General features: G+C 66.0%; 14 protein-coding genes and 1 riboswitch. Of the genes, 6 read left to right on the top strand and 8 right to left on the bottom strand.

Translation table 11 applies throughout. From position 1 onward, the window contains the following. Nucleotides 1-146 precede the first annotated feature (146 nt). Nucleotides 147-1001: a hypothetical protein gene (locus ACO2RV_RS01775; RefSeq protein ID WP_423289168.1), complete on the bottom strand. Its 855-nt coding sequence runs from the start codon at nt 999-1001 to the stop codon at nt 147-149. A 450-nt stretch (nt 1002-1451) separates the two neighbouring features. Here ACO2RV_RS01775 and rpsU point away from each other — a divergent pair, with 450 nt between their 5' ends. Together rpsU and ACO2RV_RS01765 are read left to right on the top strand one after the other, a co-directional pair. Further along, entirely contained in the window at nt 1452-1736 is a 285-nt protein-coding gene (rpsU, locus tag ACO2RV_RS01770) for a 30S ribosomal protein S21 (protein WP_423289867.1), read from the top strand. Nucleotides 1737-1902: 166 nt separating this feature from the next. Next, nucleotides 1903-2112, top strand: coding sequence for a cold-shock protein (locus tag ACO2RV_RS01765; RefSeq protein WP_423289166.1), 210 nt, complete (start codon nt 1903-1905; stop codon nt 2110-2112). Nucleotides 2113-2271: 159 nt separating this feature from the next. Here the strand turns inward: ACO2RV_RS01765 and ACO2RV_RS01760 are convergent, their stop codons facing one another. Continuing rightward, nucleotides 2272-2667, bottom strand: coding sequence for a lysozyme inhibitor LprI family protein (locus ACO2RV_RS01760; RefSeq protein ID WP_423289164.1), 396 nt, complete (start codon nt 2665-2667; stop codon nt 2272-2274). Between the two features lie 80 nt (nt 2668-2747). Then, a complete protein-coding gene (locus ACO2RV_RS01755) occupies nt 2748-3584 on the bottom strand; it encodes a universal stress protein (RefSeq protein WP_423289162.1) in 837 nt (278 codons plus the stop codon). A 155-nt stretch (nt 3585-3739) separates the two neighbouring features. Between ACO2RV_RS01755 and ACO2RV_RS01750 the strand changes: the two genes are divergently transcribed. The 4 genes from ACO2RV_RS01750 (at nt 3740) to clcA (ending at nt 8388) form a co-directional block, all read left to right on the top strand. Continuing rightward, on the top strand, nt 3740-4492 hold the full coding sequence (locus ACO2RV_RS01750) for an ABC transporter permease (RefSeq protein WP_423289160.1): 753 nt from the start codon (nt 3740-3742) through the stop codon (nt 4490-4492). Between the two features lie 44 nt (nt 4493-4536). After that, entirely contained in the window at nt 4537-5739 is a 1203-nt protein-coding gene (locus ACO2RV_RS01745) for a winged helix-turn-helix domain-containing protein (RefSeq protein ID WP_423289158.1), read from the top strand. A gap of 51 nt (nt 5740-5790) precedes the next feature. Further along, nucleotides 5791-5905: riboswitch (TPP riboswitch) on the top strand. Nucleotides 5906-5974: 69 nt separating this feature from the next. Next, on the top strand, nt 5975-6925 hold the full coding sequence (locus tag ACO2RV_RS01740; RefSeq protein ID WP_423289156.1) for an ABC transporter substrate-binding protein: 951 nt from the start codon (nt 5975-5977) through the stop codon (nt 6923-6925). A 134-nt stretch (nt 6926-7059) separates the two neighbouring features. Beyond that, nucleotides 7060-8388: a H(+)/Cl(-) exchange transporter ClcA gene (gene clcA / locus ACO2RV_RS01735; RefSeq protein ID WP_423289154.1), complete on the top strand. Its 1329-nt coding sequence runs from the start codon at nt 7060-7062 to the stop codon at nt 8386-8388. Nucleotides 8389-8410: 22 nt separating this feature from the next. Here the strand turns inward: clcA and ACO2RV_RS01730 are convergent, their stop codons facing one another. The 5 genes from ACO2RV_RS01730 to phnC all read right to left on the bottom strand — a co-directional run bounded on the left by ACO2RV_RS01730 (nt 8411) and on the right by phnC (nt 13571). Next, nucleotides 8411-10162: an ABC transporter ATP-binding protein/permease gene (locus ACO2RV_RS01730; protein WP_423289152.1), complete on the bottom strand. Its 1752-nt coding sequence runs from the start codon at nt 10160-10162 to the stop codon at nt 8411-8413. Nucleotides 10163-10386: 224 nt separating this feature from the next. Then, nucleotides 10387-10608 carry a hypothetical protein gene (locus ACO2RV_RS01725; protein WP_423289150.1) on the bottom strand — a complete coding sequence of 74 codons (222 nt, stop codon included), beginning with the start codon at nt 10606-10608 and terminating at the stop codon, nt 10387-10389. A gap of 136 nt (nt 10609-10744) precedes the next feature. Further along, nucleotides 10745-11566, bottom strand: coding sequence for a phosphonate ABC transporter, permease protein PhnE (phnE, locus tag ACO2RV_RS01720; protein ID WP_423289148.1), 822 nt, complete (start codon nt 11564-11566; stop codon nt 10745-10747). A 143-nt stretch (nt 11567-11709) separates the two neighbouring features. Further along, on the bottom strand, nt 11710-12711 hold the full coding sequence (gene phnD, locus ACO2RV_RS01715; protein ID WP_423289146.1) for a phosphonate ABC transporter substrate-binding protein: 1002 nt from the start codon (nt 12709-12711) through the stop codon (nt 11710-11712). A 14-nt stretch (nt 12712-12725) separates the two neighbouring features. Next, nucleotides 12726-13571: a phosphonate ABC transporter ATP-binding protein gene (gene phnC / locus ACO2RV_RS01710; RefSeq protein ID WP_423289144.1), complete on the bottom strand. Its 846-nt coding sequence runs from the start codon at nt 13569-13571 to the stop codon at nt 12726-12728. Nucleotides 13572-13879: the final 308 nt, after the last annotated feature.

Raw genomic sequence — 13879 nt, 5'->3', positions numbered from 1 at the left:
CTCCTGCGGGCTGTTCCACACCATGCCGAGCGATCGAGCATCATCCGGCCCCGCACGCTTACGCGAAATCGCCGGCGCGTGCCATATCGCGTCGGGAGTCGGGCAGATCGGACACACCGGCCGGGTGGTCGTGATCACCAAATGCGCTACCCCGCCATCAACAAGGCATGGCGCGCAATGCTCTGGGCAAGGGAGGCCTCGCGCAGACATTCGGCCTCTGTGCGCGACATGCGCCGCTCGGCAATGTGCATCCACAGGGCATCGTCCAGCCGGGACCGCCTTGCCATGGCATCCATCGCGGACGGCGTGAGCTGACGCCACAGCGGCGTCCGACGCTCCTCCGGTATCGGCAGGGTCTCGTTCAGCCGCTCCATCGTGAAGGGCACGCCGAGCCACGACGACAGAGAAGGCCCGAAATCGGGATCCTCGACGATGTCGACGAAGTCCATTTCCTCCAGCTTGACCAGGGCTTCCCGCAGGAGGACCGCGTCGTCACGCGGGTCGATATGATCATTGACCGGGATTGCCGCATGCGGCCACAGCAGCAGGCGCAAGGCCATGTTGTCGAACTGCGCGGCGATGGCTCGATCCTCAAGAAACACAGCCAGCGGCGCGGCGGCCCTCTTCACATAGCCCGCCCAACTTCCCAGCGAGGTCAGCTGCTCGTCGCGATGCCCTCGCCAGAACATCCAGTGCGACAGCAGGCGTGAGCGTGCTTCGCGAAGAACCGTCATGTGCCGGGCGAAGGGGTAGCGCGCCTTGGTTGTGCTGAGAGCGTAGTGCCCGACGACAAGCTGCGGCGCCTCGGGCAGATCCTCCGGCTCCATCGCGACGGCCGCGCGAGCTTCTGGCGAAAGCGATGAGAAATCGTCAAACCCGCCAAACGTCAGTCGGTCGAAACCATCGACGGCCTGGGACACTCCCAGACTCCGCGCGAGCGCGATGCGCAACGACGTTCCTGCTGATTTCGGAATATGATTAAAGACTAGAAGGTCCGCCATGCCACGCTCCGATAGTAGTAACCACGCCTAGTTCGAAGGAAATATTCTCACCATATGGTACAAACGTGTCAAATGATGGCGCATGGACCAAATTATACAACTTACATATAATAATATTCGCTCGCTCGTTCATGTCCGACCACCGACTCTGCGAAGACGGATGGCAGATCCCGTCCCGCGGCGCCGGCATCCCGATTGAACGGCGGATGCCGATGGGCCCGCCTCACCGGCGGCTCACGGCTGTCGAGGGCAGCCGGCTTCGATGACCCTCGACAGCAAACCGCCACTCCGGGTGAGCGAATACCCCACCAGAATGCCATTGGCGATCCTTGAACCACGCTCAAATGCCCTCTGCCCTTCCAATCGCTGGCTTATTGGCCCATATGGAGCGGGCGGGGCCAATTCGGGCGCTGCGCAACCGGCAGCTTGCTGCCTATGATTGGACAGGAATTGCAGGTACTTGTAAGGGACAACAACGTCGATCAAGCCCTACGCGTGTTGAAGAAGAAGATGCAGCGCGAGGGCATTTTCCGCGAGATGAAGGCCCGTCGCTCCTATGAGAAGCCTTCCGAGCGCCGCAACCGTGAGGAAGCCGAAGCTGTGCGTCGCGCGCGCAAGGCGGCCCGCAAGCAGGCCGTGCGGGAAGGACTGATCGCCGCCCCCAAGAAGAAGGAGATGGTGCGCCGTCCATCTTCCGGGGCTCCCGCCAGACCTTCGGAAAACACGCCGACATAACCCTTGTCGAAGAACTAACGTTGGGCTATGTTTGAGCATCGATCTTGCTAGTTGAACTTTGTTGGCGCCACTTGCGTCGCTGCGAGCTTCCTCTCAAATCGATGACCACCTGGTGTGCGTGAAGCAGCGCGCATCAAACTTCTATATCGACTGAAAGGATATCGTCATGACGACGGGTACCGTGAAGTGGTTCAACACCCAGAAGGGTTATGGTTTCATTCAGCCGGACAACGGCGGCTCGGACGTGTTCGTGCACATCTCCGCCGTTGAGCGCGCTGGCCTCCCGGGCCTGCGCGACGGTCAGAAGGTCTCTTACGAGATCGAGACCGATCGCCGCTCGGGCAAGCAGTCGGCCGGCAACCTGCAGGCTGCGTGAGTATCTGCCTTCGGTCGTAGTGGGGAAATCCTGTGGCGACCGTCGAGGCAAGCGAAAAGGCCGGGGAAACCCGGCCTTTTTTGTTGCTGAAGGCTTGTCGCTCTGGCCGGAAATGCCATGCCAGCCCGAAAGCCGGGGCAGCACGGGCGGCAATCACCCCTATTTGGCCGAGGGCAGGCGGGCGATGAGCTCGCTGATGCGGGCCTGGGTCAGCGCCAGTACGCACTGCTGCTGTGCAGGCGTTGTGCCGCTGCCGAAATGCCATTCGGCACCGACAAGGTCGAACTTGCAATTGGCGTCGCGATAGGCGAGCCAGGCGCGCTGGGCGGCGATGAGATTCTCGCGCCACGCCGACTTCTGCTCCGCCGGTGTGTCATCGGCCGCGATCGCCGACAGCATCTTCTGATAGGCGGCATTCAGCCCTTTGTCGGCCTCGTCGAGTTCCTGGCCGAGGCAGTTCTCCATGGCGTAGCCGTCGAACTGGCCGCAGTTCGTCTGCGGCGTCCATTGCGCGACGGCGGGCAAGCCGGACAACGGTGCGGCCAGTAGCGCCATCGCAAGCCCTGACGCGGCACGCCGCGCGCCCGGTCCTGAACGGACGGGAGCGCGGCGCGAGAGAGCGGAACACGCGCGCATCAATGCGCAAGCAGCAGTGGCACCGTCATGCGCTCGAGAATATCGCGCGTCACGCCGCCGAGCACGAATTCGCGCAGCCGCGAATGGCCGTAGCCACCCATCACCACGAGATCGATATCGCGCGCCGCCACTTCCTTGAGCAGCACATCGACAATGCCCTCGTCGGCGCCCGGCACCAGCCGGCGCAGTTCCACCGTCTTCTCGTGGCGCGCCAGATGGCGGGCGAGATCCGCCCCCGGCAGGCTGTCCGCCTTCTTGGAGCGGCCGGTATCCACCACCACCGCCTCGACGAGGTTGGCATGTGCCAGCAGCGGGCGCGCCTCGGCCACCGCGCGGGCAGCGGCACGGCCGCCATCCCAGGCGATGAGGATGCGCTTGGCCGAGAACGGCTTCTGCTGCTTGATCGGCACGAGCAGGACCGGTCGTCCCGAATCGAACAGCACCGCCTCGGCGATCACCTCCTCGGCGCCCATCCTGTCGGGATCAGCCTGCCCGACGATGGTCAGGTCGTAGAGTCGCGACAACATGCCGATCTGTTCGGCGGCGCCGCCCGGCGTGCCGTCGATGGTGCGGATGTCGGACGGCACGTTCACCGAGCGGGTCGCCTCACCGAAATACTCGACCGCACGCTGCGCGAGCCGGCGGCTTTCGGCGCGCTGCGCCTCCAGGAAATCCGTCGAGAACGCCTCGGTATAGACCGGGGGAATATCGATCTCATAGCTCACCGCCACACCGGTGAGATGAGCGCCGAGCGCGGCCGCAGCCGAGGCCGCATAGTCGACGGTCGCATCCGGGCCCTCCCCAATGCGAAGGCTGACGAGAATGTCCTTGATCATTGGCGTCTCCACTCCTTTACCTTTGGTAAGGTGCGTCCAAACATCGGGCCCCGCATTGACGGGCGTCAACCCCTCCGGGATTCCAACCCTCGCTACCGTCGCGCGGCGAGCGACCGCCGACTATAAGGGGTGCACCTGATATAGGATTTTGCCGCATGGCCGCCATTGGGCGCACGCTCGCCGTCACGCTGTTTTTGCTCGGCCTGTGGGAAGCCGCCGTCCGGCTCCTCGCCATACCCGCCTACATCCTTCCCGGCCCGGCGCGCATTGCCATGACCGGCTGGGACAACGCCGCCATTCTCGGCCACAACGCCGCGATCACGCTGGGCGAGATGCTGCTCGGCCTCGTCTGCGGCTCGGTCCTCGGAATCCTCTGTGCGCTGGCCATGGCGAGCTCCCCGCTGGCGCGGCGCGCCATGCGTCCGGTGCTGCTGGTGGCGCAGGCGCTGCCGGTCTTCGCGATCGCCCCCCTGCTGGTGATCTGGTTCGGCTTCGGGCTCGCCTCGAAGATCGTGATGGCGAGCCTCATCATCTTCTTCCCCGTCGCCTCGGCGTTTCACGACGGCCTCGCCCGCACCGACCAGGGCCTCGTCGACCTTGCTCGGCTGAACGGGGCGGGCACGCTGCGCACGCTGCGTTTCATCCGCGTGCCCGCCGCCCTGCCCGCGCTCGCCTCGGGGCTGCGGGTCGCTGCTGCCGTCGCCCCCATCGGTGCTGTGGTGGGAGAATGGGTGGGCGCCTCCGCCGGGCTCGGCTATCTCATGATCTATTCCAACGCCCGGATGCAGACCGACATGGTGTTCGCGGCGCTTGCCGTCCTGCTGGCCGTCGCGCTTCTCCTTTTCACCCTGGTCGACCGTGGCCTCACCCGGCTGCTGCCCTGGGCGCCGGAGACCGCGCCCAGCTGAAAGCGAAGCATTGGAACGAAGCAAGAACTTTGTCAGACTGAGGCATGGCGATTCTCCTCTCCAACACCGACGCCCGCCGCATCTTCCTGGCGAAACAAGGCCTCAGCCGGCCGCGCGGCGCACTCACCAAGGCGGGCCTGCTGGAGCTCATCGGCGAGATCGGTTTCGTGCAGGTCGACAGCATCGCCACGGTCGAGCGCGCCCATCACCACATCCTGTTCGCGCGCAACCCGAGCTATAAGCGAGCACATCTTGCCGCCCTTCTGGAGAAAGACGGCGAGCTGTTCGAGCACTGGACGCATGACGCCGCCATCATTCCCAGCGCCTATTTCGTCTATTGGAAGCACCGCTTCGCCCGCTCGCGCCTCCGGCTTGTCGAGCGCTGGCGCAGCTGGCACGAAAACGGCTTTGAATCCTATGTCGACCATGTGCTGGAGCGGGTGACGCGCGAGGGCCGGCTCATGGCGCGCGACTTCGAGCAAGATCCGGAACTCGGGAAGCGCCCGCCCGGCGGCTGGTGGAACTGGCACCCGGAGAAGACCGCGCTGGAATATCATTGGCGCACCGGCAATTTCGCCATCGCCGCGCGCGAGGGCTTCCAGAAGGTCTACGATCTCGCGGAGCGGGTGATTCCGCCACGCCATTTCCACGGTGAGGTCAGCGAGGCGGAGTTCGTCGACTGGGCCTGCACCAGCGCGTTGGAGCGGCTCGGCTTCGCGACCCATGGTGAGATCGCCGCCTTCTGGGACCTCGTCTCGCCGGAGGAGGCGAAAGGTTGGGTGGAAACGAACCGTGACCGGCTGGAGCCGGTCGCGGTCACGCTGGCCGACGGCAGCAAGCCGCGCGCCTCCCACGCTTTTGCCGGTAGCGCGGCGGTGTTCGATGCGCTGCCCCCGCCGCCGGCACGGCTGCGCGTGCTCAGCCCATTCGACCCGCTGCTGCGCGACCGCAACAGGGCCGAGCGGCTGTTCGGCTTCAATTACCGGATCGAAGTGTTCGTGCCGGCGGAGAAGCGCGTCTGGGGCTATTACGTCTTCCCGATCCTGGAGGGCGACCGGCTGATCGGACGCATCGACATGAAGGCCGACCGCAAAGCCGGCACGCTCGACGTGCGCCGCCTGTGGCTGGAGCCGGGCGTGCGCGCCTCCAATGGCCGCCTCAATGCGCTCGACGCCGAACTCGCCCGCATCGCCCGCTTCGCCGGCGTGGGGCGCACGGTCTATCTCGACGGGTGGCGGGGGGACTGAACGCACGCCGCCGCCCGCCATTTGCCGTGGCATGCCCGCTCTGCTAGCGTCGCCCTGTCCGAGGGGTGTCCCGCGATCGCACGATCAAGGGGCTGAGATGGCAACCGCCAGACCCTTTGAACCTGATCCGGGTCATGCCGGCGAAGGGACGGAGCGACGGCGGGGGCCATCCATGCACCCGCGCCGGATTCCCCCGAAAGCTCATGCGCCGGATCTCCAACTGGGAGGAGATCCAATGTTGAACACCATCGCCAAGACGCTCGCGGCCTCGGCCCTCGCGCTTTGCCTGTCGCTGGCGCCTGCCAGCGCCGCCGACAAGCTCACCGTCCTCTTGGACTGGTACGTCAATCCCGACCACGCCCCGCTCGTCATCGCGCAGGAGAAGGGCTTCTTCAAAGCGCATGACCTCGATGTCGAGCTGGTGGCGCCGGCCGATCCTTCCGCCCCGCCGCGCCTCGTCGCCGCCGGGCAGGCCGATGTCGCGGTGAGCTACCAGCCCAGCCTCTATCTCTCGGTGAAGGAGGGCCTGCCGCTGGTGCGCTTCGGCACGCTGGTCTCCACGCCGCTCACCGCGCTGGTCGCGCTGAAGGACGGCCCGATCAAGTCGATCGCCGATCTTAGGGGGAAGACGGTCGGCTATTCCGTGGCCGGGCTGGAAGACGCGCTGCTCGGCACCATGCTGGCGAGCGCCGGGCTGAAGCCCACCGATGTGACCATGATCAACGTCAATTTCGCGCTCTCCCCCGCTCTCGTCGCCGGCAAGGTCGATGCGGTGATCGGCGCCTATCGCAATTTCGAGCTCACCCAGATCAAGCTGGAGGGCAAGGAAGGGGTCGCCTTCTTCCCAGAGGAGCACGGCGTGCCGGTATTCGACGAGCTGATCTATGTCGCGCACAAGGACAAGATCGGCGACCCGCGCCTCAAGCGCTTCCTCGCCGCGGTGGAAGACGCCACCATCTACACCCTCAACCATCCGGACGAGGCGTGGAAGGCGTTCGTCGCCGCCAATCCCAAGCTCGACGACGAACTGAACCGGACCGCCTGGGCCGACACGCTGCGCCGCTTCGCCCATGCGCCGGCCGCGCTCGACGCCGGCCGCTATGCACGCTTCGGCGAGTTCATGAAGAGCCACGGGCTGATCGACAAGGTCGAGCCGGTCGCGACCTACGCGCCGGCCCTGCCGTGACCTGAGAGCCCTCCAGAGCCCGCCACACGGATAGGCAGGTCCGGACGTGACCAGCCTCGTGGAAATCCTTCCCGCTCCTGCCGCGCAATGCTAACCGGGACATCGGAACGGGATCGGCTTGGTGAGGGCAAGGCATGGGGAATGGCGGGTATCACATCGTGGCGGCGCTGGTCGGCGCCGTCGTCGGTGTTGTCGGTTCCGGCTTCCATGTCGGAGTGGAGCAGCTCACAGCCGCCTGGCCCGCCTATCTCGTGCACGGGCTCGGTCTGTCCGGCCCGGGCCTCTATGTCGCCGCCGCGCTCATTGGCGCCGCCATGGCGGTGACCTCGCTCTGGCTGGTCCGCCGCTTCGCCCCGGAAGCCGGCGGTTCCGGCGTGCCGGAGATCGAGGGCGCCATGGAGGGCCTGCGGCAAGTGCGCTGGCATCGCGTGCTGCCCGTGAAGTTCTTCGGCGGCCTGCTGTCGCTCTCCTCCGGCATGGTGCTGGGCCGCGAGGGGCCGACCATCCATATGGGCGCCTCGATCGCCAAGGCGGCGGCGGACATCTTCCGCCTGCCTTCGGAGGACATGCGCGGCCTGCTGGCGGCCGGCGGCGCGGCGGGTCTCGCCGCCGCGTTCAACGCGCCGCTCGCCGCGGTGCTGTTCGTCATCGAGGAGACCCGCCGGCAGTTTCCCTACAGCCCGCGCACCTATATCGGCGTCGTGCTCGCCTCGCTCGCCAGCGCCATCGTCACCGAATATCTCACCGGCAACGTGCCCTACATGCTGCTGACGGTGTCGGAGGTGCCCTATGGAGCGCTGCCCGCCTTCGTCGTGCTGGGCGTGATCCTCGGCGCGGCAGGCGTCGCCTTCAACCGCACGCTGGTGTGGTGCCTCGATCAGGCGCGCCGCCTGGGGCAGCGCAGCTCCTACTACATCTTCCCGCTCGTCGTCGGCCTGATCGTCGGCGTGCTGATGTTCACCCTGCCCGAGGCGACGCAGGGCGGCGAGATTCTGGCCGTGCAGTTGGTGAAGGAAAACCCGGCGCTCGGCATGCTCGCGCTCATCGTGCTGCTGCGCTTCGTCATGACCATGGCGAGCTACTCCACCGGCGTCTCCGGCGGCATCTTCGCGCCAATCCTCGCGCTCGCGACCACAATCGGCCTGTGCTACGGCGCGGCGTTGGGCGCGGTCGTCCCGCTGCCGGAAAACGCCCATGTGGCGCTGGCGATCGCCTCCATGGGCGGGCTGTTCGCCGCCACCATCGGCGCGCCGCTGGTCGGCATGGTGCTGGTGATGGAACTCACCGGCGCCTACGGCCTGATGGTGCCGGTGATGCTGACCACCATCTTCGCCAACATGGTCGCGCAACAGCTCGGCGGACGCCCGATCTACGAAGTGCTGCTTGAGCGCACCCTGGCGCTGGAAGCGCAGGCACGGGTGGATGCCGCCCAGTCCGCCCGAAACGGAACGGCCCAAGTCTGAGCGTGACCGGGAGACGCCGCTCTCACTCCGCCGCCAGCGGCCGGATCGCCGCAAGCTGTGCCGGACCCTCGCCGGCCGGACGCTGTAGCTCGATATGCCGCTCATGCAGGTCGAGCAGTGTCGAGCGATGGCCAATGGAGAGCATGGCCGTCGCCGGCAACGCCTCGCGGAGCACGCGGTAGAGCGCCGCCTCGCCCGGCTCGTCGAGCGCCGATGTCGCCTCGTCCAGCAGCAGCACATCCGGCTTCACCAGCAGCGCGCGAGCGACCGCCAAACGCTGCTGCTCGCCACCGGACAGGATTGCCGGCCACAGGCCGCGTTCGTCGAGGCGCCCGGCAAGGGTCGCGAGCCCAACCGCCTCCAGCGCCAGCCGCAGTTCCTCGTCGGCGTATTTGTCCATCGGGTCGGGATAGGCCAGCGCGCCGCGCAGCGAGCCGATCGGCAGATAGGGTCGTTGCGGCAAGGTGAGCACGCGCACGCCATTGGCCAGCGCCACCTCGCCATGGCCATAGGGCCAGATGCCGGCAACGGCGCGCAACAGCGTGCTCTTGCCGGAGCCCGACGCGCCGGTCAGCAGCACGCGCTCGCCGGCGTGGATCTCGAAGCCGTCGACCACCAGCAACGCGCGCCCGTCCGGCAGGCGCACCTCCATGTCGCGGATGGCGAGCGCCGCGCCGTCCGCGCCGGACGCCTGCCGGTAGCCGGACTGCAGCGTCTCGGCATGAGTTGCCTCCACCGAGCGCTGGAAGCCGATCAGACGGTCGACCACGGCCTTCCACTCCGCCAGCGTCGAATAGGCGCTGATGAAGAAGGAAAACGAGCCCTGCACCTGCCCGAAGGCCGAGGCGGTCTGCATCAACTGGCCGAGCGCGATGGATCCGCTGAAATAGGCCGGCGCCACCACGACATAGGGGAAGATGATCGACACCTGCCCATAGCCCGCGGTGAACCAGGTCAGCCGCTTCTGGGCGATCATAATGCCCCAGTAATTGTGCACGACGTGGCCGAACCGCGCGAGCAGCCGCTCGCGCTCCACCGGCTCGCCCTGCATCAGCGCGATCTGTTCGCCATTCTCGCGCACCCGCACCAGATCGACACGATAATCCGCCTCGAAGCGCTGCTGATCGAAATTGAGCTTCACCAGCACCCGGCCGATGAGATGCGCCAGCGCGGTCCCGACCGCCGCGTAGAAGAACGCCGCCCAGACCAGATAGCCGGGAATGCGCCAGTCGCCGCCGAGCAGGTTGAAGGAGAAGTCGCCGGACAGTCCCCACAGAATCACCGCGAAGGAGGCGAGCGTCATCACCGCGTTGAGGATGCCGATGAACAGGCCGATGGTCTGCGAGATATAGGCGCGGATGTCCTCGGCGATGCGCTGGTCGGGGTTGTCGGCGGTGTCACCCTTCAGGCGCATGCGATAATGCGTCTCGTTCGACAGCCAGGCCGAGAGGTACTTCTCCGTCATCCAGGTACGCCAGCGGATCTCCAGCCATTGCCGGAGATAGATCTGATAGACCGCGATGGCGATGGCCATGGCGGCATAGAAGGCGAACAGCCAAAGCTGGCTCTTGAAGGCGGCGTAGTCCTTCTCCTGGATCGCGTTGTAGAAGGTCGCGTTCCACTGGTTGATCAGCACCGAGGCATAGACCCAGCCCACCTCCAGCGCGACCACGGCGGCGAGCAGCGCGCCGCCACGCCAGCGATCTTCGCCACGAAAATAAGGAATGGACAGGCGCCAGACATCGGCGAGCAGGGCGAGGATCGCGCGGAACAAGGGGAGCACTCCAGGCGGGAAAGCAGCGTCAAGGACAGAACTGGCCCATCCATGCCGGCCAGAAGATGGCCAATGGATTAAACTTTGGAAAGCCGGGAAGCGACGGCGCGCAAATCCATACGAATATTCGTTCGGCGCAGCTCAAGAAAAAGGGCGCCGCCACGGATGGCGACGCCCCTTGTTCCACGCGCGGCGGACAACCTTCCGGGTGCCACCGCGAAGGATCATTGTGCAGGCTTGACCGCCGGAGCGGGTTTGGCGGTGAGGGGCGCGGCCTTCGATTGAGCGGCGCCGACGTGCTTCTGTCGGTGCATCTGCATCGCGGCTTTGGATTCGCGCATGGTCTGCCACCAGGCAGCGCGCTCGTCTTTGCTGCGGCCGGCCGCCGAGGCACCGGTGATGCCGAAGGTGGCGATGAGGGCTGCAGCGAGCAGGATACGGAACATGGCCTTTCTCCAGTCTGCGACGGGACGCGTGACCACGTCGCCGTGCGGTTGGAGAAAGACGTATGTCGTCCGCGATCAGATCGTAAGGGAAGCTCACGCAGGCCTGATCGCGCGCGAAGGCACCGGGCACGCCCGTTCAGATGAACCGCTTGCGGATGTTCTGGCTGAGGACGTCCAGCAGCGTGACCGTGAGCACGACGATGATCAGGATCGCGGAGGCCTGCGAATAGAGAAAGCCGCGCATCGTCTCGTTGAAGGTCATGCCGATGCCGCCACCGCCGACGATGCCGAGCACGGTCGCCGAACGCACATTGGATTCGAAGCGATAGAGCGCATAGGAGATCCACAGCGGCAGCACCTGCGGGATGATGCCGTAGATGATCTCCTGCAGCCAGGTGCCGCCCGTGCCGCGAATGCCCTCGACCGGTGCCGGATCGATCGCCTCGACGGCTTCCGAGAACAGCTTGGCCACCACGCCCGTGGTGTGGATGAACAGTGCCAGCACGCCGGCGAAGGGGCCGAGGCCGACGGCGGCGATGAAGATCAGCGCGAAGACCAGTTCGTTGATGGCGCGGCAGGCGTCCATCAGCCGGCGCACCACGAAGGCCACGCCGCGCGGCGACACATTGTCAGCACAGAGGATTCCGAGCGGGATGCCGGCGATCACAGCGAGCAGCGTGCCCCAGATGGCGATCGCCAGCGTCTCCAGCATGGCGTCGACATAGACATCCCAGTCGGTGAAGTCTGGCGTGAGGAAGTCCGCGCCGAGCGTCGCCATGTTGCCCGCGTCCCGCCAGAGCTGGACCGGGTTCATCTCCGCCTCATGCCAAGCGTAGACCAGCACCAGAACGGTGAGCGCGGCAATGACGAGACGCGTCAGCCGGGTCGACAGCGGCGTCACGGGCGGCGGCGGCATGGTGCCCGTCGCGACACGGTGGACGACATCGGTGGAGAACATGGCTGGACCCTTCGCAAGACCGTCATCAGACAGGCGTCATCCCGGAACGGCCATCGGCCGTCTCCGGGATCGCGTGTAGCTTGAGCCGCTCCCGGACCGCCGCCGTCGCGGTGTCCGGGAGAGCTGGATCGGAAAACCCGATCTCACATGGCCGGCAGCTTCTTCTGCTGCGCCTCGAGATCGGCCAGCTGGGCGTCGATCTTCTTCAGCTCGGCAGCCTTCTCGTCAGCCGAGAGCTTGTCGTTCTTCTCGGTCTTGACGCGGGTCTTGAACAGCTCGAGCTGACGGATCGGCAGCAGCTGGGCGTCAGAGGAGGCGAGGAAGGGACCCCAGCCGTCCGAGGTCTTGGCGAGAACCTCGCGGGCGTGGGCGATCTCTTCCGGCGTACCGTTGCGGCCATAGGTCATGAAGAAGGTGTAGATCTTCGCCTTCAGGTCGGCCGGCAGGTCCTTACGCCACACGATCGGGTCGCCGGCGATCATCGGCGAGCGCCACACTTCCTTGATCTTCGCGGCTTCGGCAGGGCGGGTCTGCTGCAGGCGGGTCATGTTCTCGGTGTTGTTGGTGGCGAAGTCGACCTGCTTGTTGGCGACCGAAAGCAGGTTGGCTTCATGGTTGCCGGTCACAACGCGCTTGTAGCACTTCGCCGGGTCGACATTGTTGAGCGCGAACACATAGTAGCTCGGGACAAGGAAGCCCGAGGTCGAGTTCGGATCGCCATTGCCGAAATTGTAGCCCTTCGAGCAGTCGAGGATGTCCTTCAGGCCGTTGATGTCGTTGCGGTCGACATTGGTAACGATCAGCGAATAGTAGCCCGAGGAACCGTCCGGCTTGGCGGTCTTCACGAACACTTCGCCATTGGAGCGGTCGACCGCTTCCATCGCCGACTTGTTGCCGAACCACGCCACATCGACCTTCTTGAAGCGCATGCCCTCGATGACGCCGGCATAGTCGCCGACGAAGAAGGGCTTCACCGGCACGCCGATGGCCTTCTCCATGTCCTTGAGCAGGGGCTCGAAGCTCTTGGCGAGGTTGGCCGAGGACTCGGTGGAGATGAAGCCGAAGTTCAGCTCCTTGACTTCCTGCGCCGCCAGCGGGGCGGTCAGGCCGGTCAGCACGAGGCCGGCCGCGAGAATGCGCTTCATGAGTGTCGCTCCTGTCAGGATACGGTCTGGGAAACGGGCGTTTCAGCCGGCACGGAGGCGCCGACGACGAACTGGCTCGGCAGGATCAGCTCCTCGGCGCTGGCGCCGTAGAGCTCGGTCAGGAAAGCGGCGTTGATCTGCGAGGCCGGGCCGTCGAACACCACGCGGCCGGCATTCATCGCGATCACGCGGTCGAAATAGGCGGTGGCGTAGTCCACCTGATGCAGCGAGACGACCAGCGCGATGCCATGGTCGCGGCTCATCGTCACCAGCGTGTCCATCACCCGCTTGGCCGACTTGGGGTCGAGCGAGGCGATCGGCTCGTCGGCGAGCACGAGGCGGGCGCCCTGCACCAAAGCGCGGGCGATAGCGACGCGCTGCTGCTGGCCACCGGAAAGCTCGCGGGCCCGCTTGGCGGCGTGCTGGGCGATGCCGACCTCGGCGAGCGCGGCATAGGCGGTGCGCCGCTCATCCGCATTGAACAGGCCGAGCGTGCCACGCAGCAGGTTCATGTGCCCCAGCGCGCCGACGAGGACATTGGTCATCACCGACAACCGGCCGGAGAGCGCGAATTGCTGGAACACCAGGCCGATATTGCGCCGCGCGGCGCGCACGTCCGAAGCAAGGCGCCCGCCTTCCTGCACCTTCTTGCCGAAGGCGTGGACGGCGCCGGTGCCCTGCCCCTGCGCATCGGCCAGCGCAAGGCCGGAGGCGAGGCGGATCAGGGTGGACTTGCCCGAACCCGACGCGCCGATAAGCGCCACGCGCTCACCTTCGCGGATCGACAGCGAGACATTGTCGACGGCGCGCATGGCCCCGTAGGTCTTGCTGGCCCGATCGATCTGAAGCGCAGCCGCCATCATGTCTCCGCCGTGCCGTGAGTGACGGGCCATGAGGTAGCGGCGCGGCATGACGTGTGGATGAAGCTTATGTTGCGTTTGCGTGACGGCGGCAAAGGCGCCCGATTCCTCGATTTTCCCGGCAGCGCGGCGGACGGCATGATTCCTCGTCACGCCGGCCTGGGCATTTCCTTGCGGCTCCCGTAACGGACCGCGCGGACTGGGAAATCGGCATCAGACGCCGTCGGACTGTGGATGGATCGGCGCCTTCATTGACATTGCGTGCCGCCGCTTCACACATGTGCGAGCAAGCGGCGCGGTCCGCCGAG

Origin of the sequence: Ancylobacter sp. VNQ12 (assembly GCF_049445835.1) — a bacterium.
Taxonomy (GTDB): Bacteria; Pseudomonadota; Alphaproteobacteria; order Rhizobiales; family Xanthobacteraceae; genus Ancylobacter.
This window is presented reverse-complemented; position numbering and strand designations above follow the sequence as displayed.